Here is a 22,966-nt window from a genome sequence, read left to right on the forward strand (position 1 = left end):
ATTGGGCTGCGTCTGCTGGCGGAGGACGAGTGGCACGTGTATTTCTGCCAGCATGCGCTGGGCAGCCTCCATCTACGCACGCACAGCACCACTGGCCATGTAACCTATGTCCCCGAACGAGTGTAAACCATGTCTCCGGTCCATACACTCATCCCCTGGCCCCTTCTCCCCCGCGCGCGCGGGGGAGAAGGGGAAAAGCTAACGGGGAGGTGCGCGGCGGCTGCGCCGCCGCGCACCTCCCCTTAGAATCTCGCCCCCTCCCAACTTCGTTGGGAGGGGGTCGGGGGGAGGGCAACGCCGCTTTCTTGTCGAGCCAGCATGCGTGGCAAGCACCAGGGGGGCCAGTTCATAGCAAGCCGGCAATGGAAAGTACCCGCCCAAAGCCAAAATGAGAATTGCTGAGCGCGCGGGCTTGTCAGCGACTTACTGTTTATGCTAATATAGTGTGGCAGGAGCAACGGAGCTTCAAACTCATACTGGAAGGGAATACGCCATGTTCAACGCTTCCGGCAACCGCAACATGCTCATCGCCGGCGCAGTCGGCGGTATCGCCGGATTGCTGATTGGCTTAATCTTTGCGTGGATGATCTGGCCGGTCAGTTACAATCCGGGGTACCCGCCCACACTCGCCCAGAAATACAAGGATGACTACGTGCAGATGGCGGCCGACTCGTACGCCATCGATCAGAACAAGGCGACCGCGCAGGCGCGCTTGAAGGGCTTGGAAAGCGAACTCCCGGACATCTTCGGGCGGCTGAAGGCACAGGCGCAAGCCGACCGGCAAGACGTTCGCGCGGCGCGCGTGCAGAAGACGGCCGACGACCTCGGCGTCAAGATCACCAGTGCCCCGGCGACCGCCGACGGCGGCGGATTCCCGCTACAGATAGTGCTGGGACTGGTGTTGTTGATGGTCGGTGGGGCTGGCATCGCGTTCTGGCTGTACCTGCGCCGCCAGGCGCCGCCCGCGCCATCGGCGCCCTCCCCGCGTGTCGAGCGCGAGACGGCCGCCACAGCCACCATGCAGGCCCCGATGACCGTTACGGCTGAAGCGCCCGCCCCGGCGATCTTCAAGCCGGCCGCGGTCGCGCCCGTTTCGATCCCCGCCCGTCGCGATGCCGGCGAGCCGCCGCCCGGTCACTTCGTCACGACATACAAGCTCGGCGATGACGGCTACGACACATCATTCAGCATCGAAACGCCGGCCGGCGACTTCGTCGGCGAATGCGGCGTCGGCATCTCCGACACCGTCGGCGACGGTCCGCAAAAAGTGACGGCCTTCGAGGTCTGGCTGTTCGACAAGAACGATATCAAGACGGTCACCAAGGTGCTGATGAGCGACTACGCCTTTAACAACGAAGCGATCCGCAAGAAGCTGCTGGCACGCGGCGATGCGGTGCTCGTGACGCCCGGCCAGGAGCTCGTGCTCGAGACGGAGGCATTGAGTGTGCGCGCGGTCGTGACCGATTTCGGTTACGGCTCCGGCGGCGCACCCGCCAGCTTCTTCGCACGTCTCTCGATGGAGTTGGCGCCGACGATCAAGGGCGCATAGGCGTAACCTGTGCCATGAATGACCCGCATCCGCCCTTCGGATGCGGGTTTCTTTTCTGGGGGCGCTATGCCCTGGAGCTATATTAATGACGCGTGCGTTATTCATCAACCTTTCTCGCAACGACGCGTTCCAGCGCTTCGTGATCCGTTTTCCGCTCTCCCGGCGCGTCTCCCGCCGGTTCGTCGCCGGCGAGACACTCGCCGAGGCGGTGGCGGCCATTCAGCGACTGAACGCTAAAGGCCTGTTGGCCACGTTTGACCATCTGGGCGAAAACGTCAAGAGCGCCGGCGAGGCGCGCGCGGCCGCCGACGCGTACACGGGGATGTTGGACGCCATCGAGCAAAACAAGCTGCGCTCAAACGTATCGCTCAAACCGACCCACATGGGGCTCGATTTCGGCGATGACGTCTGCCTCGGCAACATCAAGCGTGTGGCGGCCCACGCCCGCCACACCGGCAACTTCGTGCGTATTGACATGGAAGGCTCGCCATACACGCAGCGCACGCTCGACCTGTATCGCGCGCTGCGCGCGGACGGCGCTGACAACGTCGGTATCGTCATCCAGGCGTACCTGTTTCGCTCGGCCGACGATATTGCAGCGCTGGCCGCGATGGGCGCGCGCGTGCGATTGTTCAAATGCGCGTACAAGGAACCTGACCATATCGCCTTTCCGCGCAAGGCCAATGTCGACGCCAGCTTCCGGAACCTGATCTCTGCGCTCTGGTCGCCGGAGGCGCTCGCCGCCGGCGCTCACGCCGCGCTCGCCACGCACGACGAGCGGATCATTGCGTGGGCCATTGACGAAGCCGCGAAACGCGGCGTGGCGAAAGACCGCTTCGAGTTCCAGATGCTGTACGGCATCCGCCGCGAGCGCCAGGAGCAACTGGCGCGCGACGGCTACACCGTGCGTGTGTATGTGCCGTACGGCACACAGTGGTACCCGTACTTCATGCGCCGCCTGGCCGAGCGCCCGGCCAACGTGCTGTTCCTGATCAAGAACCTATTCGAGAAGTAGGACGCCTCCGGTATGCACGTTCTGAACTCCCGCGTCATGCGCCACACGACGGCCTGGTGCGCGGTGCTCATGCTGTTGAGCGCCGCCGCAGCGCAGCCCGCCGATGCCGCCGAGGGGTACTACAACGGCCTCAAGTTGCCATACATCGCCGGCGCCGCGCGCATTGTGGTGCGCACCACCAGTCACGGCCCCGGCCGGCACGCGGTCGACTTCGGCCTGATCTACGAGCCGGTGCTTGCCATGTATGGCGGGCGGGTTGTGGTCGCCTCGCAGAGCGTCAACGAGGGGCGCTATGTGGTCATCGATCACGGCGATGGCTACTGCGCGAACTACCTGCACTTCGACAAGGTGCAGGTGAGGGCCGGGCAGCGCGTCCAGCAGGGCGAAGTGCTCGGCATATCCGGCAACACCGGCAAGTCGACCGGGCCGCACCTGCACGCTGCCGTCTTCCGCAAAGTGACCGCCTCCTGCACCGGGGCGGGGGCGGGTACCGAGGTAATGCTGCTGTTTGACGAGTTCCCATCGCGCGAATTGCGCGCCGGCGACTGGATCGTGTCACGCAACGGCCGCCCGACCGCCCCGTACTACCCCTCGGTGGATATCGCCGCCAGCGATTCGCTGCTGGTCAAGTGGAACGACTACTCCAACAACGAGGATGGATTCAAGATCGAGCGGCGCACGGGTGCCAAAGGTGCATGGGCGCAGGTCGGCACGGTTGGGGAGAACGCGACCAACCTGCGCGATGCCGGCCTGGCGCCGAGCACGCAGTTCTGCTATCGCATGCGCGCCTTCAATCGCGCCGGCGACTCGACGTATTCGAACATTACCTGCGCGTCGACCCTGGCTCGCGGCAGCGCGCCGGTCGTGTTGGCGCCCCCCACGGCGCCGCAATCGCCGCCCGCAGCCGGCCCGCTGTCGCCTGCGCCCGGAGCTGAGGCGTTGGATACAGCGGACAGCGCACCAGGCGGCGAGGCGTTCATCTACAATGGGTTGCTCGGATTGCGAATCCTGATGCAACAGATCGGTCTGCTGTCGGCGCTGCCCGACGAGAACGACGGGGAGTAGGTTTGGCCCGGGCGGCAATCAAGTCTTTGCATGGTTTGCCCGCACCAGACAGATATGCTATCCTCCCGCACCATGAATAACGAACTGTTCTCCCTCAAAGACAAAACAGCGATCATCACTGGCGCGTCCAAAGGCATCGGCGAGTCGATCGCGCGCGGCTTCGCGAAGGCCGGCGCGCGCGTCGTCGTCAGCAGCCGCAAGCAGGACGCGGTGGACGATGTGGCGCGCCAGATCAACGCGGCCGGCGGCGTCGCCATCGGTGTCGCGGCGCACATGGGCGAGCCCGGCGCTATCAGCGCGCTCATCGACGCAACGGTTGCGCACTTCGGGGGCGTCGACGTTCTCGTCAACAACGCGGCGATCAACCCGCAGTTCGGCCAGAGCATGGACATGGATTTCGGCGTGCTCGACAAGATGCTCGATGTCAACGTGCGCGGCTACTTCCTGGCGGCGCAGCAATGCGCGCCGCACATGCGCCGGCGCGGCGGCGGCTCGATCATCAATGTCGCCAGCATTGCCGGCCTCGAACCGATGACCGGCGGCGGGTTCTACTCCATGACCAAGGCCGCCGTGCTGATGATGACGCGTGTGCTGGCAAAGGAGCTTGGCCCCGACAAGATCCGCGTCAACGCCATCGCCCCCGGCGTCATCCGCACCAAGTTCAGCTATGTGCTGTGGAACACGCCGCAGATCCACGAGCGCGTAGCCGGCAGCGCCGCCCTGCGGCGCATCGGCGAGCCGGACGAACTGATCGGCACCGCGCTCTATCTGGCGTCGGATGCATCGTCGTTCACCACCGGCGCGACGATCGTCGTCGACGGCGGTTAGCGCCGTGTTGATTTTTGACATTAGTCCGGTTACGCCTATAATCTCGCATACAGGCTGTGACGGAGACGAGTAGCGCGCGGCAGCCGCTGTCCAGAGAGCGGGCGGATCGGTGAAACGCCTGCACAGCGGTCGCGCTGCGAAGACACTCCCGAGCTTCGAGCTAGTTGCTAGCAGCTAGTCGCTAGTCACTAGTCGACGGGAATCGCAATCCCGTTATAGATTGCGCCAGCCAAGCGGCTGGACGAAGGCCCGGCACGATCACCGGGCAAATGAGGGTGGCACCACGACGAAACTCGTCCCTTTCCGGGGCGAGTTTATTTTTTGCCTGCACGCTGGCAGGCTCACCGGAGGCACTCTATGCTCAAATCGATTAACTGCGGGGCCGTTCGCGCGGAACACGCGGGCCAGACCGTAACGCTGGCCGGCTGGGTCAACCGCCGCCGCGATCATGGCGGACTGATCTTTATCGATCTGCGCGACCGCGACGGGATCGTACAAGTCGTATTCAACGAGCAAGAGAACCCCGACGCGTTCAAGATCGCCCAGGGCGCCAAGCCGGAATACGTCCTGCAGATCAAAGGCGCCGTCCGTGCGCGGTCGGCCGAGATGATCAACCGCAACATCGCTTCCGGCGAAATCGAGATCGTCGCGCAGAGCATCCGCGTCCTCAACGAATCGAAGACGCCTCCGGTCCCGACAACCGACGATGTGCCGACGACCGACGAGAACATGCGCTTGCGCTACCGCTTCCTGGACCTGCGGCGGCCCAAACTGCAGCGCAACCTGTTACTGCGGCATCAAATCCTGATGTTCATCCGCAACTATCTGACGCAGCGCGGCTTCGTCGAGATCGAGACGCCGCTGCTGTTCAAGTCGACGCCGGAAGGCGCGCGCGAGTTCCTCGTGCCGAGCCGCCTGCAGCCGGGCAAGTTCTACGCGCTGCCGCAGTCGCCGCAGCAACTCAAGCAACTGCTGATGGTCGCCGGCATGGAGCGCTACTTCCAGATCGCGCGCTGCATGCGCGACGAGGCGTCGCGCGCCGACCGCCAGCCGGAGTTCACGCAACTCGACATGGAGATCTCGTTCGTGGAGCGCGAGGACGTGCTTCAGTTGATCGAGACGATGTTCACGCAGCTCGTCGAGACGGTCGCGCCGGACAAGCGTTTCGTGCAGAAACCGTGGCCGCGTTTTACTTACGCCGAGGCGATCGAGCGATTCGGGGACGATAAGTTCGACATCCGCTTCGGGATGGAATTGCAGAACGTGACCGCGCTCGCCAAAGGCGCGGGCTTCCGCGTATTTGACGACGCCGAGCAGGTCAAGGCAATCGTCGTGCCGGGCTGCGCCCACTACAGCCGCAAGCAGCTCGACGAACTGACCAACTACGTCAAAGACTTCGGCGCGAAGGGACTGGCATACGCAGCGGTGCTGGAAACCGAAGTGCGCTCGTCGTTCGGCAAGCTGATCGCGCCGGAGAAGATGCAGGCGATCCTGTCGGCGCTCGGCGCAAAGACGGGCGATCTCGCGCTATTCGTTGCGGACAAGCCGGTGATCGTTGCGACCGCGCTCGGCCGCCTGCGCGTGGAAATGGCCGATCGGCTCAAAATGCGCGACGAGAAACTGCTTGGCTTCTGCTGGGTCATCGACTTCCCGCTGTTCAAGTGGAACGACGAGGATCACCGCTTCGAACCGAGCCACCACATCTTCACGTCGCCGCTGCCAGAGGACATCCCGCTGCTGGACACTGAGCCGGCGAAGGCGCGCGGCGCGCAGTACGACCTGGTGTGCAACAACTACGAGGTCGGCGGCGGCTCGATCCGAATCCACGAGCGCGCGCTGCAGGAGAAGCTGTTTGACTTGATCTCGATGCCGCGCGACGTGGCCAAGGACCGCTTCGGTCACATGCTCGAAGCGTTCGAGTACGGCACGCCACCGCACGGCGGCATCGCGCCCGGCATCGACCGGCTGACGATGGTGCTGGCCGGCGAGCCGAACCTGCGCGAGGTGATGGCGTTCCCAAAGACGCAGAACTTCGCCGACTTGTTCCTGGGCGCGCCGTCGACGGTCACGCAGCAGCAACTGGACGAGCTCAAGATCAAGCTGGTGGTCGAGGAGTAGTGGCGCCCGCGCGACGTTCTTGCCACGCGCCATGTCCTGTGCTACCATGGGTATGAACAGCCCTACTGTGTGCGTGATGCTCTACCAAAGTTTTGAGCCAACACGTTTCGTGAGGGAACCGATCTCAGCCCGGTGATGCCCCTGCGGGGGCAGACCCGGACGGTAGGTGCCCACCTGCGTTCTCGCAGGTTCAAAACTTTCGGGCACACGGCATGGTGGGGCGAATTTGCAAGCCAAAGCCAGCGAGCAGTCGCTGGCTTTTTCGTTTTGGTGACTACTCATGTTGTGCGCCGAGACCTAACAGGTTTTGCAAACCTGTTAGGTCTGCCCAGCACGACCATTCGTCAACTTTTTCGCTGGGCCACTGCGCCCCGCCCCTGTGCTATAATCGAGTCCATGCCCACGTACAGCGAACATATCATCCTGACCGGCCACATCGTCGACTCGCTCATCCTCGCGCGAGTGATGGACCGCATCATGGATAATGGCGGCAACTTCGAAGTCGAGAACATCAGCATCGGCCGCCACAAGGACGAGACGAGCTTCGCCCAACTGAAGGTCTACAGCGACGACTACGACACGCTGCGGCGCATCGTCGGCATCGTGCAGTCGCTCGGTGCGGAGCTGTTGCACGGCGGCGATGTCGTGACCGCCCCGGCGCCCGCCGACGGCGTGCTGCCCGACGAGTTCTACTCGACGACGAACCTCGTCACCCAGGTGCGTATCGCCGGCGAGTGGATCGATGTGCAGAACATCGAGATGGACGTCATGATCGTCGTCGATCGCGCCGCGCGCGCAGCCCGCTGCGTGCCGATCAACGAGATCAAGGCGGGCGAACCGGTCGCCATCGGTCACGACGGCATACGGGTACACCCGCTCGAGCGCTCGCGCGAGGCCGAGATCTTTTCGTTCATGGGCAGCGAGGTCTCCTCGGAGAAGCCGAAGCGGCTCGTCATCAAGCAGATTGCGCGCGAGATGCGCGCCATCCGCGAGCGCGGCGGGCGCATCGTGCTTGTCGCCGGGCCGGCCATCGTGCACAGCGGCGCCGGGCCCAGCCTGGCTGCGCTCGTGCGCGCCGGGTACATCTCGGAGCTGTTCGGCGGCAACGCGATCGCCACGCACGACATTGAGAGCGCGCTGCTCGGCACCTCGCTCGGCGTCGATCTGAAGACCGGCCTGCCGGTCGAAGGCGGCCACAAGAACCACGTGCGTGCCATCAATACGGTCCGGCAGCACGGCTCGATCCGCGCCGCCGTCGAGGCCGGCGTGATCACCAGCGGTATCATGTACGAGTGCGTGAAGCACAACATCCCGTACGTGCTGACCGGCTCGATCCGCGACGACGGCCCCCTGCCCGATGTGATTGCCGACATGGGCGAGGCGCAGCGCCGTATGCGCGAGGGCGTGCGCGGGGTGCAGATGTGCCTGATGGTCGCCACGATGCTGCACTCCATCGCCACCGGCAACCTGCTGCCGGCGCACGTCAAGGTCGTTGCCGTAGACATCAACCCGGCCGTCGTGACCAAGCTCGCCGATCGCGGCTCGTTCCAGGCGGTCGGTTTGGTGACCGATGCCGAACTATTCCTGAGCCAACTGGTCGAAGAACTCGATCTGCCCGTCTGATCCCCATGCCCCACGACGTCATTGTGATTGGCGCCGGCCCGGCCGGCGCAGCGGCCGCCCGGCGGCTAGCCCAGCGCGGCCTGAGCGTGCTCATCCTCGAGCGCTACCGGCTGCCGCGCTACAAGCCGTGCGGCGGCGGCCTGACGCACAAGGTCTTCGAGCGGCTGGACTTCGATATCGCGCCGGTCGTCGAGGCGCGCACGCACCGCTTCGTGCTGTCCTACGACAGCGAGACGCCTTTCAGCCGGCGACGCGACGCGCCGGCCGCGACGATGGTCATGCGCGACCGCTTTGATGCCCTGCTGACGCAGAAAGCGGTCGAAGCCGGAGCGCAGTTGCAGGACGGCGTGATCGTCGACCGTGTCGAACCGGACGACGACGGCGTGACCGTGCGGACCAAGGCGGACGCCTTCCGCGCCCGCTTCGTCGTCGGCGCCGACGGCGTCAACGGCATTACCGCGCGGGCCGCGGGTCTCATGGCCGGGCGTCACGACGGCGCGGCGCTGGAAGCCGAAATCCAGGTGCCCTCGGCGGTCATGGATCGCTGGCACGACGCATTGTTGTTCGACTTCGGCTCCATCCCGTGGGGCTACGCCTGGATCTTCCCGAAGGCTGAGCATCTGTCGATTGGCGTAGGCACCTATTACGCCAGCAGCAAGCTCAAATTGCGCGACTACCTCGACCGCTTTATGGAGCGCCAGCCCGACTTGCGCGGCCCACTGACCATGAAGGGGCATCGGGTACCGCTGGGTGGCCGCTTCGAGCGACTGCACGCCGGTCGCATCGTTCTGGCGGGTGACGCCGCGGCCACCGTCGACCCGTTCATCGGCGAGGGCATTTCGTATGCCATCCACAGCGGCCAGATTGCCGCCGAGGAGATCGCCGCCGCCGCCGCGCGCGGCGATGCCAACCTCGCGCAGCACACACGGCGCGTCAATCGCGAAATCCACGCCAACTTCCGCCTCGCCCGCATCGTGACGCAGTTCTATTATCGCTTTCCGCGCCAGTGCTTCAACCTGTTTGTGCCCGACGACGGGACGGTCAGCCGGACGCTCAGCATCTTCGAAGGCACGAGCAGCTACCGCAAACTGCTCCTCACCGTCATGACCGCCGCGCCGCGCCTGGCGATTAGCCGGTTGCTGAAGCGCGCGTCCGCATAGGATTATCGTCATGCAGATCGAACTGATCGTCACCGGGCCTATCCAGGAGAACTGCTACATCGTCATGGACGAGGCAACCCACGCCGCCATCATTGTCGATCCGGGCGATGACGCGCCCGAGATCATCGCCGCCGTCTCACGCATGGGCGCACAGCCGACTGCCATCGTGAACACGCACTGCCACTTCGACCACGTCGGCGCGGTCGAGGCGGTGCGGCGCGCGTACGGCATTCCGTTCTACATTCACCCGAAAGACCAGGCGATGCTCGAGCGCGCCTCGGAAAGCGCCGCGCGCTTCGGCATGCCGATGGAACAGCCGCGCGTGGACCGCTTCATCCGCGAAGGCGAAACGGTTCCGGTCGGCGCGCACTCGTTGGCCGTGCGGTTCACACCCGGCCACTGCCCCGGCCATGTCATTCTCGTCGGCGATGGTTTTGCGCTGGCCGGCGATGTCCTGTTTGCCGGCAGCGTCGGCCGCACCGATTTGCCCGGCACCAGTTGGACCGAACTGGCGAACTCCATCCAGAATCAGGTTCTGACGCTGCCAGACGACACCGTGGTCTATCCGGGACACGGCCCCCATACGACCATCGGGCGCGAGCGGCTTACGAACCCGTTCCTGCAAGGACTCTGACATGCCGCCATCCGTCCCGTCCGCCATTGATGCGTTCCTGCACAGGCACGGCCTGCGCAACAGCAAGATCGTCGTCGGCGTGTCCGGCGGCGCGGATTCCATTGCGCTGATGCAGGGCTTGCTGGCCGTGCGCGCAACTCATGGCCTGCGACTGCACGCCGCGCACCTCAACCACCAGTTGCGCGGCCGCGAGTCGGAGCACGACGCGCTCCAGGTCGAGCAGTGGATGCGCGAGTGGAACGTGCCGCTGGCGATCGAGTCGCATGATGTCGCGTCGTTTGCGAAAGCGCGGAAGATCTCCATGGAAGAGGCCGCGCGCATGGTGCGCTACGGCTTCCTGTCGCAGGTGGCCGAGCGAGAAGGGGCGCAGGTCGTCGCCGTGGCCCACAACGCCGACGACCAGGTTGAGACCATCGTCATGCACTTCTTGCGCGGGGCCGGGTTGGCCGGCCTGCGCGGCATGCCCGAAGTCGCCAGCCATCCGCTGCACCCGCCGCTGCGTCTGGTTCGCCCGCTGCTCGCTGTGCCGCGCACCGCAATCGCCGCGTACGTTCAGTCGTGCGGCATCACGCCGCGTGAAGACACGACCAACGCCGACACCCGCTACCTGCGCAACCGCCTGCGCCACGAGTTGTTGCCGCTGCTCGAATCGTACAACCCCAACCTGCGCGCCGTGTTGCGGCAGAATGCCCGCTTGATTGGCGATGATTATGAATACGTGGCGCAGCGCGCGCGGGGCGCATGGACGCGCACCGTGCTCGACGAAACGGCCGACAGCGTTGCCTTCTCGATTGGCGGCTGGCGACAACTGCAGCCCAGCCTCAAGCGCGCCATGGTACGGCAGGCGGTCGCCCGCCTGCGCCCGGAACTGCGCACCCTGAGCGCCGTGCACGTCGAGGACGCGCTGCATGTCGCGGACGCCGGGCACAGCGGGTCGCGCGCGTCGCTGCCCGCCGGTCTGTGGCTGTTCCGCGACTTCGACGCCATCGTGATCGCGCCGAAGCTGGTGCAACCGGATATGCCGGGCGCGACGGCACACGCTGTTCAGTTGAAACGCGCCGGCAGGACACCGCTGGCGCACGGCTGGCACGTCGAAGCGCACTTGATGACGCGCGAGCATCTGCCGGCAGACGCCCTGCAAGGCATCGACCCGTATGAGGCGTTCCTGGATGCCGACCAGGCCGGCGAGCACCTGACCGTGCGCGCGCGCGCCGCATCCGACTACTTTCGCCCGTACGGGCTGGGCGGGCACGGCAAACCGCTGCGGCGGTTCCTGATCGATGCGAAGATGCCGGTGGCCTGGCGCGATCGCGCGCCGCTCGTCGTCGGCGCGGACGGCGCCGTGCTCTGGGTCGTTGGCTGGCGCATCGCCGATCCTGCCTGCATAAAGCCCGACACGCGTCACGTGCTGCATCTCCGCTTTGTCAAGTCCGACTACCCGCATCACGAGTGAAAGCGAGGCCAACCATGGAAGTCGACCGCGACGTAGCCGAAGTGCTCGTCACCAGCGAGCAGTTGAAAACCCGGATCGCCGAGCTCGGCGCACAGGTCACACACGACTATGCGGGGCAGAACCCGGTGCTGGTCTGTGTGCTGCGCGGCGCCGTCCTTTTTGTTGCCGACCTGATGCGCAGCCTCGACATGCACTTCGACGTGGACTTCATGTCCGTATCGTCCTACGGCGGCAAGAACACGCAGTCGACCGGCGTCGTGCGTATCCTAATGGACCTCGGCACCAATATCGAGAACCGCCCGGTGCTGATCGTGGAGGACATCATCGACACGGGCCGCACGCTCGCGTACATGATGACAAACCTACAGACGCGCCGCCCCGCATCGATCAAGGTCTGTGCGCTGCTCGACAAGCCGACGCGCCGGCAGGTCTACGTGCCGATCGCGTACCTCGGTTTCGAGATTCCCGACAAGTTCGTGGTCGGCTACGGGCTCGATTTCAACGAGCACTACCGGAACCTGCCCTATGTCGGCGTGCTGAAGCCGGAACTCTACGCCTGATGGTCTTGCTGGTCGCGCTGCTGCTGGCGTTCCTGGCCCAGAACCTGCTGACGCCGTATGCGCCCGATTTCGCGGGCGTGTGCGGCGTCTTGCTTGTGCTGGCGCTCTGCATGCCGCGCGCCCGCGCGCCCGTGCGTAATACGGGCGGGTGGCTGGCAGCGCTAGTGGTTCTGCTGGTAGCGCTGTGGCAGTTCGTACCCCGGCCGGTCGCCGCCATGGTGCTGTTTGCGGTGGCAACCGTGCTGTTCGTACGCGAGACGCGCACATCCGCGCCGGAACTGGCCGCCCCGCCGGCGCCGGTGCGTTACCGGACGTTGGAAGCGGTTGCCGTCGCGCTGATCATCGCAGTGTCCGCCGTCCTCTGCATATACGACAATGCGCACATCCAGCCCGGCCTGCACGGCGACGAGGCCGAGTCCGGTATTGAAGCGCGTCACCTGAACGAGGGACGGTACGGCGATCTGATCGGCGTCGGCTGGTACGATCAGCCGCTCGCGTCGTTCGTGATCCAGGCCGCCGGCCTGCGCCTGTTTGGCGACAACGTCAGCGGCCTGCGCACGACGTCGGCGGTCGTCAGCCTGCTGACTTTGCCGCTGGTCTACCTCCTTGCGCGCCGCATGTTCGGCCGCCGGGTGGCGCTGCTGGCCTTGCTACTGATGGCCACCGCCGCGTGGTTCATCGGCTACGCGCGCATCGGCATCAACTACAACCAGACGACATTCCTACAGGTGATCGCCGTCCTCTCCTTCTGGGAAGGCTGGCAGCGGCGCAGTTGGCTTTGGTACCTGATGAGCGGCATCGCGGTTGGACTGGGTCTGTACCTATATTTTGCCTCGCGCCTGGTGCCGATCCTACTCGGCGCGTGGGCGGCGTTCCGCTGGTCGGCAACGCGCATTCGCGGGCTGCGGTCGTCGCCAGACGGCGCGATCGCGCCGCCTGCGATTCGCCACCTGGTCGTCTGGGCCGCCGCGCTGCTGATCATCTTCGCACCGATGGGCGAGTTCTTCTACCAGCATGCCGCAGAGTTCAACTCGCGGGCGGCCTTCGTGTTCCTGTTCAGCGACAGCCAGTGGAACACGCGCGAGGAGAAGCTCCAGACCTATACCGGCACCACCGATGTGCCGTCGGCGCTGGCCGTGCAGGTCCAGCGGTACGTGGCGCTATTCAACTTTGGCGGCGCGCGTGACGGCCAGTACGGCAATACGCTATCGCTGCTCGACTACTACACGGCCGTCATGTTCGTGCTGGGGCTTGGGCTCGCCATCTATCGCGCGCGCGACCCGCGCTTCATGCTGCTGCTCATGTGGCTGGTGCTGACGGTTTTCGTCGGCGGCGTGCTCACGATCGAAGCACCGTTTACGCCGCGCCTGGTCGGCCTGATGCCGGTGCCGTTCATGCTGGCGGCCGTTGCGCTCGACCGGCTGATCGCCCATCTACAGCCCCGGTTTGCCCAGCCTGTTCAACCTACTCCTTTGCTGCCTGCCCGACTTCAGGCCGGGCTGGCGCGCCTGACCCCATTCATGCCTGCTGCTGCCGTGGTGCTCCTGCTGACCGGCAGCATCTACTTCAACTACTGGTCGTATTTCGAGCGATACATTCACTCGATTGACGGCTGGGCGCAGCGCGAGCCGGCCACCGTGGTCGCGAATTACGCAGTGGCGATGGGGCCGAGCGAAACGCTTTACGTCCTCAGCGCGCCCGAACTGTACGTGTGGCATGGCACTATTCGCTTTCTGGCGCCCAGCCTGCGCGGGTTCGATCTGCTCAACCCGGACTACGACCTGCCGATCCGCGACCCTGCAACCCAAAACGCATCGTTTGTGATGCTGCCGGGACATCTCCAATGGCTGGAAAACCTTAAGCTCTACTATCCCCACGGCGTCGTCCGCGAGTACACTCGGCCCTGGGGCGAGGCGTGGTTCACCATCTACGAAGTACCCGCGGAGGATATTGCGGCCAAGCGATAAAGCGCAGCGAAGGGCACCGGCGCAACGCAGGGCTTTTCCAAAGTCCAAGCGTGTGCTGCCCTATCCCTACCATCCCCCATTCGCAACTGCGGCGAACAGGGGAAGGCGTCAATTCCCTCGCCTGCGACGCCGGCGATGCGGCGGGGCGTCGGGCCCCGCCGCGCTTATCGGTCAGCGGCGCGAAGCCGCTGACCAGCGCGTCGCGGGAGAGGGTTAGGGAGAGGGCAAATCCGACGTTGAAGAGACTCTACGGCGCAACGCCGTGGCATGGTATTCTTATGAGTATGGGAATACGCAGAACAACCATAGGGGGCACAACTGGTGACGACATTACTTGATCGGATCACCATTGACCCGGCCATTAGCCTCGGCAAACCGACCATTCGCGGCCTGCGCTACCCGGTCGAATCAATACTCGAACTGCTCAGTTCCGGCATGAGCACCGAGGAGATTCTGGCCGATTACGAGGACCTCGAACGGGATGACATCCTCGCGGCCCTGGCGTTCGATGCGCGGCCGAGTCAGATCAAACGCATCAGCGCTTGAAACATACAATTGCGTCGAATTGACCCGCGTAAGTCCGATAGTTCATCGCTAAACACACGAGGCGCTTTACGGAGCTGACCTTCAACCGCCCCTGCGGCAAGGCGTGGTTCACTATCTGCGAGGCGTCCGCGGAGGATATTGCGGCCAAGCGTTGAAACACAGATCGCCATCGAGCAAGCTCGGTGGCGATCTGTCTTTTTTGTCGCGACCATCGCGGTCGCTATCCCGCTGCGCGTGCAAACCGCGCCGGTGAGAAGCGCGCCGCATCCGGGTTGACCGGCTTGCCGGTTGCCCAGTCGCGCACGCACTCGGCGGTAACCGGCGCCAGCAGAATGCCGTTTCGGAAATGCCCCGCCGCGGCAATCAGCCCCTCGTAGCCGGGCACAGGTCCTAGCACCGGCTGGTCATCGGCCGACCGTGGGCGCAAGCCAGCCCACGTCTCAATCACCGTCGCGTCCGTCAGCGCCGGCACCAGGCCGATCGCGCCGGCGACGAGTTCGTCAATCGCTTTGTCGCTGACCTGCTTGTCGAACCCGGCATCCTCGACCGTTGCGCCGATCAGCACGCGATTGCCGTGGCGCGGCACCACATACCCGGCATGGCTGTCCAGTACGCGCGTTACACGGAAATCCGGAATCTTCGCACAATCCAGCAGCAGCGCCTGGCCCTTGGCGGGGCCAACCGGCACCGCTGCTCCAACTAACTGGCTGCACCATGCGCCCGCGGCGAGGACGACCAGCGGCGCACGCTTGAGTTCACCGCCCACCTGCACCCCGCTCACCCGGCCGCCACCGATCTCGATCGATGATACCGGCGTGTTCGGGTGAATATGGACGCCGGCCTGGGTGGCCGCCATCACCAGCGCACTGGCCAACCGCCAGTTGTCCACGACGCCCGACGCCGAATAGATCACCGCGCCGGCCACCGACGGCGCCAGGTGCGGCTCCAGGCCGTGCGCTTCCTGGCGCGAAACCACGCGCACGGGCACGCCCGCCTCAGTCTGCGTGTGGCTCGATGCAGCGAGTTCGGCCATCTCGGCGTCGTTCATGGCCGCATACAGCATACCTTCGTGCTCGAATGCAATATCGATGCGGGTAGCGCGCTTCAGTTCCGCCGCCAGCGGCGCGTAGAGCGCCAGGCTGGCCTGCATCAACCGCACCAGTTCTGGCGGCCGACCCGCTGCCGCCGACGGCGACAGTACGCCGAGACCCGCCCATGACGCTTCGGTGAACGGGTCGCTCTTCTCAAAAACCTCCACGGACAGTCCGGCCTGGGCCATCCGCAGGGCCGACAGCAGACCGATGACCCCGCCGCCGACAACGATGACGTCGCTCATGATCGTGCTCCGTTTCGCGCCATGTGGCGCCATTAGCGCAGCTTGCGCACGGCCCGGTCAATGCGGTCGAGCGCCTCTTCAATGGCCTCAACCGACTGCGCATACGCAAAACGCAGGTAACCCGCCCCCATGTCGCCAAAGCCATCGCCACGCAGGCAGGCAACGTGCGCTTCCTGAAGCAGATAGCGCGCCACCTCGTCGGAGCTTTTGCCGGTGCCCTCGACGTTCGGGAACGCATAGAACGCGCCGGCTGGCATCGCGCAACGCAGGCCGGGGATCGAGTTCAGTCCACTTACAATCACGTCGCGGCGGCGGCGGAACGAGGCCACCATTCTCTCGACGTCGTCCTGCCGCCCCTTGATCGCCTCCAGGCCGGCCAGTTGCGTGAACGTGGCGACACACGAGTTGGAGTTGGTCTGCAACTTCGTCACCGCATCGGCCAGCCAGACCGGCATCACGCCGTAACCGAGCCGCCAGCCCGTCATGGCGTACGCCTTGGAGAAGCCGTCAAGCACGATGGTGCGCTCGGCCATGCCGGGCAGCGAGGCGATGCTGAGGTGCGTGCCGTCGTAGATGATGCGCTCGTAGATCTCGTCGGACAGCACCATGCAGTCGTATTGCTGCGCAGCCTCGGCGATAACTTCAAGCTCATCGCGCGTCAGCACCGTGCCGGTCGGGTTGTGCGGTGAATTTAGGATAATCAGCCGGGTGCGCGGCGTTACCGTGGCGCGGAACTCGTCCGGATCAAAGCGCCAGCCGTTCGACCCGCGCAGGCGCATCGGCCTGGCGCTCGCGCCCAGGAAGTTGGCCATCGAGGCATAGATCGGGAAGCCCGGATCGGGGTAGATGACCTCGTCGCCTTCCTCCAGCAGCGCCGTCATCACAAAGTACATGATCGGCTTGGCGCCCGGCACCACGACGACGTTTTCGGATCCAGCCTTGATCTTCCGGCTGGCTGCGATGTGTGCGGCAATCGCCTCGCGTAATTCCGGCAGCCCCGCCGAAGGCGCGTAGTGCGTGTAGCCACCGCGCAGCGCCTGCACGCCCGCCTCCACGACGTTGATCGGCGTGTCGAAGTCCGGCTCGCCGATCTCCATATGGATGACGTTATGGCCGAGCGCCTCAATCGCCCGGGCGCGCTGCAACACCTCAAATGCGCCTTCGGTGCCCAGGCGCGCCATGCGATTTGCAAGCTTCATTCGACGACCTCCAGAAACGGAGTTGGGACGCTATGCGGCGCGCCACGCCTGCGCCGCCGAAAACGCGGCCAGCGCGCCGAACGCCGCCAGCGCGAGCCAGAAGCCCGGTCCGAGCTCCGGCGCGCGGCGATAGATCTCGTCAATCGACGGCTTCAACTGCAAGAACTGGGTGGCGGGCGCCAACCCGCCGAAAACGAACAGCAGGGCCAGCACCAACGACCGGATGCGCGGCGCCACACGACGCCACAACGGCGTCACGGCAATCATCGCGGCGACAATGACGCTGAGCCGCAGTTGAGTCTGAAACTCTCCAGCTTCGAGGACATTGAAGACCGACGGTGTCAACGGCAGCGCGACGGCGAGACCGCGAACGCACCAGCGCAGCCCGGCGGGCACATCGCGTGCGGTCGCCATCCATGCGGCCAGGGCAAGTCCGAGCACAAGCAGCGGCATGTAGAATGCTTCACGCCAGACCGACAGTTCGCCTGCGCGCACCTGCGGCATGAACTTGGGGAACTCCGCGAAGTCCACCGCGGCAATCGAAAGCCCGGCCGTCGGATGCGCCACCCAGGCAAGCCAATAGCTGGCAAGCGCAAGGCACATGGCGACGACATTAGCCGAGGCAAGCGCGGCGCGTCTCACACAGATTCCCCGAGCACCGCGTGGATCTCCGTGTCTTCGCGCGTCATCTCTGCGCCAAAGCGCTCCATGAATGCGCTGCGGCGCAGGCGCAGGGCCATCGGCGCGACCGCGCGCACATCGTCCGGCCCGGCCTCGGCGCGCCCGTCGGCGGCGGCGCGCGCGCGCGCCGCTTCGAACATGGTGAACTCGGCGCGATGCGACGCGATGGCGAGTTTCTGCACGAGATGGATGCCGAGCTGGCCCGCGTCCGCCGACAACTCGATGGCGGGCAGGCGCTCGCGAGCGTCCACAATTTCCTGAGTGAGCAGCAGCGTCTCGCGCTCCCAGTGGCGTGCAAAGCCCGATGGGTCCTGCCGGAACGCGCGCACGCGCTCATAGAGCGCCAGGCGGTCGGTGGATTCCGTCAACGCGTCGACGATCACGCGCAGTCCGAAGCGATCCATGATTTGCGGGCGCAGTGCGCCTTCTTCCGGATTCATCGACCCGACGAGGATGAACCGCGCTTGAAAGGTGCCTGCTACGGGTCCGCGCCGCACGGTGTAGCGGCCCTGCGCGGCGGCATCGAGGATGACATCCACAATTGGGGCGTCGAGCAGATTCACTTCGTCCACGTACAGCAGGCTCTTGTTTGCCGCGGAGAGGATGCCCTGTTCGAGCCGGAAGTTGCCGCGCTCGAGTGCGACTTCATTGACGCGGCCCACGACGTCGGACAACCCCGCGCTGAGCGGAAGTTCGACAAAGCGCATGACGTCGGGGTATGTCAGCGCTTCCCCGCGCGCAAGTTTCTTGGCGCACTCCTCGCACACGGCATCGGGCCCGCCGCCGAACGCCATCTCCGGCTCGCAGCCCCACTGGCAGCGCGAGCGCTGCACGGTCGGCATGAGGTGCACCAGCGCGCGCGCCGCCGTCGTCTTGCCCGTGCCGCGCGGTCCGATGAGCAGCACGCCGCCCACCGCCGGGTTGATGACGCTCAGCAGCAGCGCCGTCTTCATCTCGGACTGGCCTACCAGCGCTGCGAACGGGAATGCCACGGGATCGGGCATATGGCATGCGCCGACTTACCCGCGCTCCAGGCGCTCCATCTCGCGCACGATCGTCAGTACATCGTCCTCCGGCGCCAACGTGTAAATGATCGTGGTCACGCGCCGGTTTTCCCGCGTCACGGTGATCCCGCGCCGCGCCGCCGCCGACACCGATGGCGGCTCGGTCACGCGCGAGGACGAAAACCGTACGCGGCCGCTCGTATCGACGGAGATGTCAATGGACATCGTGTCCTGTCTCGACTTGCGGCCGCGCACGCCGGCGCCGACCGTAACTTCATAGCCGGCGGCCGTGAGCCCGTCTCTGACTGCTGTGATGTTGATTGCCACTGCGTCACCTGATTGACCCGGCGTCTGCGCCGTCACGCACAGACCGCCTTGAGTTCGGCTCGCCGTTCCGGTTTCACGGCTCGGTGTGGCTCGCCTATCTGCCGAAGCGAGCCGGAACACGAGCGCGTTCAGCTGTGCATGTACCACTCATGCCGGCCCGGTGGCTGAGGTCACGTTCGACATTGTGGCTATTATAGGCGGCAACGTCACTTCGTTCAACCCGGACGGTGCGGTGATTGCCCGGATCGGCCAGACCTCACAGAGGTTGAAAACTTGCGAGGTTTTGCTGCGCGCCGTCCGCGAAGATGCTGGGAATAACGAGTGACGGATCGTCCTATAATGGGGCCACCGTGCCATCCTGCCCGGCAATGCACGATGAGCGTGATGCCGAGACCCGGCCGGGATGCTACGCCACCGCGCGATAGGCCGCCAGGAGATCCGCCGCGCCGCGCGACCATGGGAATAGCCGGGCGCGTACCAGCCCGCGCGCGATGAGGGCGGTTCGCGTACCGGCGTCCAGCACGGCGCGTCGCAAAGCATCGGCCAGCGCATCGGTATCGGACGGTGAAACCGTCAACGCCGCATCGTCGACGATCTCGGGCAAACACGGGCGATCGGAGCATACGACCGGCGTGCCGCATGCCATCGCTTCAATACAGGGGATGCCGAATCCCTCGTAGTGTGACGGCAGGCAGTACGCGGCCGCCAGCGTGTAGAGCGCAGGCAGATCATCATCGTCCACAAAACCGAGCAGGCGCACGCCGGGCGTCGAGCGCGCCGCCCTCAGAATCGGTTCATGCAGCCAGCCGGGCCGCCCCGCAATGACCAGTTCATATTCGGGCAGCGCGGCGCGCGCAAACGCGCGCATCAGGCCGACAAAGTTCTTGCGCGGCTCCAACGTCCCCAGGCCGAGCACGAACGGGCGCAGCAAGGCATATTTGGCGCGCACCGCATCGAGGCGGCTGGCATCCGTAACCGGCTGAAAGCGCTCGTCCACGCCCGCATATACCACCACAACGCGATCCGGCGGCAGGTGCAGCCATTCGCTCAGGTCAGCGCGCGTCGCCTGCGAATCGGCGACCACGCAATCGGCGCGCCGGGCCGCGCGCGGCACCGCATCCATCAGGAACGCGCGCAACGCCGGCACCGCGCCATCGGCGTAGCGCAGAAAGGTCAGGTCATGCACCGTAACTATAGCGCGCCGCGCGCGGGTCGGCGCCAGCGTGAAATTGGGCGCATGAAAGACATCCAACGGCCCGGCCCAGATCTCCACCGGCAGCGGCAACTGCGCGCGGTGCCAGGCGATCGTCAGCAGGCGTTCACTAAGCGGCAGGCGGCGCGCGCGGAAGTTCGGGCCGCACAATGCAAATGACGGCGCGTCGCGCGCCGCCAGAAGCACATACTCGTTGTTCAGGTCGAGCGCCGCCACGCCCGCCACCAGGCCTCGTGTAATTCGACCGATACCACCGCCCTGCTTGGCCGCCGAGGTATAGTCGATGCCAATACGCATTACTGGTTGAATGTCCAGAGCCGGTTAACCGCGAAGTTCCAGAATAGCACGATCAGCATGGCCAGCAGCTTGCCGATCAGCCAGTAGAATCCGAGTATGTCGGTCATCAGATACACGATGCTGAGGTTGATCAGCAGGCCGATCACCGACACGATGAAGAACTTGGACAGCGTAATGTGGTGCTGGTCGCTGTGATCCTGGTGATTATACGTCCAGAGGATATTCCAGGTGTAGTTGTTCAGCACGGCCGCGCTGAACGATATCGTGACGGCTGGGTACAGCATAATGTCCCAGGTGTCATGCCAGACAAAGAGGTGCATGACGTTGAGCAACCCGAGGTCGACGATGGCGCCGGTGGTTCCAACCACCGCAAATTTGAGGAATATCTTGACTTCGTGCAGGTTGCGCTGCACCATCGGCGGCATGCGCCGGATCAGCGGCCAGAGCAGCCGCCACAGTAAGCCGTCGCCGGCATCCGGTGTCGCGGCAGCGATGGCGTGCGATTCGTCCGTCATGATTGCCTGTCCATCCTTCCCAGCACGCCGATCAGAAACCCGAACTGGATGTTCATTGCGTGCACATAGAGGTTATCGAAGGCGTTGTGTGCGGCCAGCGAGACAAACACGCCCAGAATGCCGAACGCGAGGGCGCGCTCCATGCCCCGTGCCCGATGGGCCACGCGCCATGCGTAGCCTAGCACAGAAGCCAGCATGATCAAATAGGCCGACAGGCCCGCGATGCCGGCTTCGGCCAGCATATTCAGATAGAAATTGTGCGCGTGCCCAAGCGACAGCGGCCACTCGCGCAGGCCATACTGCGGGTAGACAACGCCGTAATTACCGATCCCGACGCCCAGCCACGGATAATCGCTGAACATATTCCACGCGGCGAACCAGTGCGCCATGCGGTCCACAATCGCAAAGTTTTCGTCGGTCAACAGCACGGCGCGCGGATCGAGCAGGTTCAGGCCGAGAAAACTCGGCACGTTCGCAATCCGGTCAGCGAGTTCGGCCGGCAATGCATTGAAGCTGCCCAGCACGAGCGTTGCGGCGCCAGCCAGAACCAGCAACGCCGCAACGACCAGCGACTGCCGCGAGCGGAATGCCAGCATGACAGCCGCCGCCAACGCGAAGCCCAGCCAGGCACCGCGCGACAGCGACAGGAAGAATGCCGCGCCGACCAGCGGCAAGGCCAACAGCGCGGATAGTTCCAGAACGCGCCGCGCCGACCTGTCAGTTCCTGCCGGACGCGTCGGCTCGGGCGTCGACCGGCCCACGCGCTCATACAACAGCCCAAGTACCAGTGATACCATGATCGGCAGCGATAAGTTCAGATACGCCGCAAACGGATTCGGCTGTTCAAATGTCCCGTATGAGCGCATGATCAGCCGGCCCGCCAGCGGCACGATGAACGGCTCCGGGCCGACATTGGCCACCGTCTGATAGATGCCAATGCCGGCCTCGACGCCCGTCGCCGCGAACGCGATTACCAGCATCGCGCGCACCTGCCGGCGGTTGAGCATGTTCGAGACACACAGGGCCATGATGATCACCTCGGCCCATTTCACGATTTCCTTCAGGCTCGCCGGCAGCGAGTGCGTCACCGTCAGCGTCAGCGCAATGACCGACAGGAAAAGCGCCAGCCCCCAGATCGGCGGAACAATTGTCCATGGTCGATCCGACCACCCTGCCGGAACGTCTCGCGCAATGATCTTGCGCGCCGCCCATGCCGCTAATAGCAGGCCAAACACCGCTTCGGTTGGCCCGGCGTTCAGGCCGCCCACCTGCACGTTGAACGGCGCGCCGAACGGCACCGAGAACAGCAGCAGCCCAACACCCAGCGCCGGCTCCACCGCCATCGCCAAAACGGCGAAAATGCCGATCGCCAGCACCGCCGCAGCGGAAAGCGGCAAGGCGGCCAGCAGCAACCCGTAGCCTGCCAGCAGTACGCAGGCAATACGCAATAAAATACCACGCAGCGTGCCATGCGTGGTCAGACCATGCAGCCGGCGGAAAACAGTTTCCATGGCTAAGTGCGATAATAGGCGCAAAGGATATGACTGTCAAATCGGCCAGCAATTCTCAATTTGACTTTGGACGCGTACTGTCCAATGCCGGCTTGTCATGCGCTGGTGTTCAGGTGTTTATCACGCAAGCCAATTCGACGAGTAATGACTGCTTCCCTCCCCCCGGCCCCCTCCCAACTTCGTTGGGAGGGGGCGAGATTCTTAGGGGAGGTGCGCGGCGGCTGCGCCGCCGCGCACCTCCCCGTTAGCTTTCCCCTTCTCCCCCGCGCGCGGGGGAGAAGGGGCCAGGGGATGAGGGGGCATACTGGCGGCCGACTCCAAAATGAGAATTGCTGCAAATCGGCGCGGCATGCGCCCGCCCATAC

At 64.9% G+C, this 22,966-nt stretch carries 20 protein-coding genes and 1 other RNA gene; 13 read left to right on the forward strand and 8 right to left on the reverse strand.

All coding sequences use genetic code 11. The annotated features are described in order from the left end of the window. Positions 1-493: 493 nt before the first annotated feature. From HZB53_00005 to HZB53_00065, 13 genes are all read left to right on the forward strand, one after another. The gene (locus tag HZB53_00005) at positions 494-1,549 is read left to right on the forward strand and encodes a hypothetical protein (GenBank protein MBI5876003.1); all 1,056 of its coding nucleotides are present in this window, start codon (positions 494-496) and stop codon (positions 1,547-1,549) included. Between the two features lie 85 nt (positions 1,550-1,634). Continuing rightward, positions 1,635-2,564 carry a proline dehydrogenase family protein gene (locus HZB53_00010; protein MBI5876004.1) on the forward strand — a complete coding sequence of 310 codons (930 nt, stop codon included), beginning with the start codon at positions 1,635-1,637 and terminating at the stop codon, positions 2,562-2,564. 12 nt (positions 2,565-2,576) lie between these two features. Further along, complete coding sequence (locus HZB53_00015) at positions 2,577-3,629, forward strand: peptidoglycan DD-metalloendopeptidase family protein (GenBank protein MBI5876005.1); 1,053 nt, start codon at positions 2,577-2,579, stop codon at positions 3,627-3,629. Positions 3,630-3,701: 72 nt separating this feature from the next. Next, a complete protein-coding gene (locus tag HZB53_00020) occupies positions 3,702-4,457 on the forward strand; it encodes a glucose 1-dehydrogenase (GenBank protein MBI5876006.1) in 756 nt (251 codons plus the stop codon). 357 nt (positions 4,458-4,814) lie between these two features. Beyond that, positions 4,815-6,575, forward strand: a complete 1,761-nt coding sequence (gene aspS, locus HZB53_00025; GenBank protein ID MBI5876007.1) for an aspartate--tRNA ligase — start codon at positions 4,815-4,817, stop codon at positions 6,573-6,575. A gap of 56 nt (positions 6,576-6,631) precedes the next feature. Further along, positions 6,632-6,801: non-coding RNA, 6S RNA (ssrS, locus tag HZB53_00030), on the forward strand. Between the two features lie 170 nt (positions 6,802-6,971). Then, positions 6,972-8,198 carry a TIGR00300 family protein gene (locus tag HZB53_00035; GenBank protein ID MBI5876008.1) on the forward strand — a complete coding sequence of 409 codons (1,227 nt, stop codon included), beginning with the start codon at positions 6,972-6,974 and terminating at the stop codon, positions 8,196-8,198. 5 nt (positions 8,199-8,203) lie between these two features. After that, on the forward strand, positions 8,204-9,358 hold the full coding sequence (locus HZB53_00040; protein MBI5876009.1) for a geranylgeranyl reductase family protein: 1,155 nt from the start codon (positions 8,204-8,206) through the stop codon (positions 9,356-9,358). A gap of 10 nt (positions 9,359-9,368) precedes the next feature. Further along, positions 9,369-9,992, forward strand: coding sequence for an MBL fold metallo-hydrolase (locus HZB53_00045; GenBank protein MBI5876010.1), 624 nt, complete (start codon positions 9,369-9,371; stop codon positions 9,990-9,992). Position 9,993: 1 nt separating this feature from the next. Then, positions 9,994-11,445: a tRNA lysidine(34) synthetase TilS gene (gene tilS / locus HZB53_00050; protein MBI5876011.1), complete on the forward strand. Its 1,452-nt coding sequence runs from the start codon at positions 9,994-9,996 to the stop codon at positions 11,443-11,445. A 14-nt stretch (positions 11,446-11,459) separates the two neighbouring features. Next, the gene (gene hpt, locus HZB53_00055) at positions 11,460-12,005 is read left to right on the forward strand and encodes a hypoxanthine phosphoribosyltransferase (GenBank protein MBI5876012.1); all 546 of its coding nucleotides are present in this window, start codon (positions 11,460-11,462) and stop codon (positions 12,003-12,005) included. Next, positions 12,005-13,972 (forward strand): glycosyltransferase family 39 protein, encoded by a 1,968-nt coding sequence (locus tag HZB53_00060; protein MBI5876013.1) that lies wholly within the window; start codon positions 12,005-12,007, stop codon positions 13,970-13,972. Before hpt ends, HZB53_00060 begins: the two co-directional genes overlap by 1 nt. Positions 13,973-14,290: 318 nt before the next feature. Beyond that, positions 14,291-14,518 (forward strand): DUF433 domain-containing protein, encoded by a 228-nt coding sequence (locus HZB53_00065; protein ID MBI5876014.1) that lies wholly within the window; start codon positions 14,291-14,293, stop codon positions 14,516-14,518. 220 nt (positions 14,519-14,738) lie between these two features. Here the strand turns inward: HZB53_00065 and thiO are convergent, their stop codons facing one another. The 8 genes from thiO to HZB53_00105 all read right to left on the reverse strand — a co-directional run bounded on the left by thiO (position 14,739) and on the right by HZB53_00105 (position 22,601). Then, entirely contained in the window at positions 14,739-15,854 is a 1,116-nt protein-coding gene (gene thiO / locus HZB53_00070; protein ID MBI5876015.1) for a glycine oxidase ThiO, read from the reverse strand. A 32-nt stretch (positions 15,855-15,886) separates the two neighbouring features. Continuing rightward, a complete protein-coding gene (locus HZB53_00075) occupies positions 15,887-17,053 on the reverse strand; it encodes a pyridoxal phosphate-dependent aminotransferase (GenBank protein MBI5876016.1) in 1,167 nt (388 codons plus the stop codon). A gap of 30 nt (positions 17,054-17,083) precedes the next feature. Further along, positions 17,084-17,695, reverse strand: a complete 612-nt coding sequence (locus tag HZB53_00080) for a hypothetical protein (protein ID MBI5876017.1) — start codon at positions 17,693-17,695, stop codon at positions 17,084-17,086. Further along, positions 17,692-18,738, reverse strand: a complete 1,047-nt coding sequence (locus HZB53_00085; GenBank protein ID MBI5876018.1) for an ATP-binding protein — start codon at positions 18,736-18,738, stop codon at positions 17,692-17,694. The genes HZB53_00080 and HZB53_00085 overlap by 4 nt, the downstream gene beginning before the upstream one ends. 15 nt (positions 18,739-18,753) lie before the next feature. Beyond that, positions 18,754-19,065 (reverse strand): hypothetical protein, encoded by a 312-nt coding sequence (locus tag HZB53_00090; GenBank protein ID MBI5876019.1) that lies wholly within the window; start codon positions 19,063-19,065, stop codon positions 18,754-18,756. Between the two features lie 406 nt (positions 19,066-19,471). Beyond that, positions 19,472-20,575, reverse strand: coding sequence for a glycosyltransferase family 4 protein (locus HZB53_00095; GenBank protein ID MBI5876020.1), 1,104 nt, complete (start codon positions 20,573-20,575; stop codon positions 19,472-19,474). Continuing rightward, the gene (locus tag HZB53_00100; GenBank protein ID MBI5876021.1) at positions 20,575-21,090 is read right to left on the reverse strand and encodes a GtrA family protein; all 516 of its coding nucleotides are present in this window, start codon (positions 21,088-21,090) and stop codon (positions 20,575-20,577) included. Before HZB53_00100 ends, HZB53_00095 begins: the two co-directional genes overlap by 1 nt. Continuing rightward, positions 21,087-22,601 (reverse strand): O-antigen ligase family protein, encoded by a 1,515-nt coding sequence (locus HZB53_00105; protein ID MBI5876022.1) that lies wholly within the window; start codon positions 22,599-22,601, stop codon positions 21,087-21,089. Before HZB53_00105 ends, HZB53_00100 begins: the two co-directional genes overlap by 4 nt. Positions 22,602-22,966: the final 365 nt, after the last annotated feature.

The sequence above is a fragment of the Chloroflexota bacterium genome, assembly GCA_016235055.1.
GTDB lineage: Bacteria > Chloroflexota > Anaerolineae > JACRMK01 > JACRMK01 > JACRMK01.